Raw genomic sequence first — 629 nt, 5'->3', positions numbered from 1 at the left:
GTCCCTAGAGAATTGCCAATGCGATGGCTTGCATCCTGCAATAATATTTCAACCCGTTGGCGTTCTTTTTCAGCGTGATTGCGTGCTCTTTCTAATTCTTGTGTTCGTTCTTTTACACGAGCTTCTAGAGCAATATTTTCGCTATGAAGCAGCAATTGATACAATTTTAAAGAGCGCACATCACGATGAAAACGATTAATAACAAAATAGGCAGAAATAAAAGTACTCACAACAGAAACAATAGCACCCACCCCATCATCTTCGACAAAAAGCTTACCTCAGTTAAAGAAAAAAAATTGACTATTTAAAAAATCAGTCAGAGATTTTTTTTGAACTCTTCTTGACTTAATTTTGGTAAAGGAATGACAATCTTTGCGCCTCCTAAAGCAGAAGTTTCAAACAGAGGTTTTTCACCAAATTGCATACAAAGCTGTTCTACAACCACATGACCAAGTCCTGCTTTTTGTTCTGGGGTTTGGCTTTTCATGCCCACCCCATCATCTTCGACAATAAGCATCAATTGTCCATTCGGCTCAGGGCCAAAGGAGATATAAATATGCCCTTCTCGTTGATCAGGAAAGGCATGTTTTAAAGAATTGGTCAACAATTCACCAAGGATAATTCCTTCC

Annotated in this window: 1 protein-coding gene and 1 pseudogene; both read right to left on the bottom strand. The window is 38.5% G+C overall.

The features are described 5' to 3' along the window. A pseudogene (locus CEV08_RS09330) lies at window positions 1–251 on the bottom strand (sensor histidine kinase); the annotation flags it as partial. 65 nt (window positions 252–316) lie between these two features. After that, window positions 317–629 (bottom strand): ATP-binding protein (locus CEV08_RS09325; protein WP_143434479.1); only part of this gene is annotated, 313 nt, incomplete at its 5' end.

Source organism: Bartonella tribocorum (assembly GCF_002778015.1).
Classification (GTDB): Bacteria; Pseudomonadota; Alphaproteobacteria; order Rhizobiales; family Rhizobiaceae; genus Bartonella; species Bartonella tribocorum_B.
The sequence above is the reverse complement of the archived record's forward strand: the minus strand, read 5'-3'. Positions and strand labels throughout refer to the sequence as shown.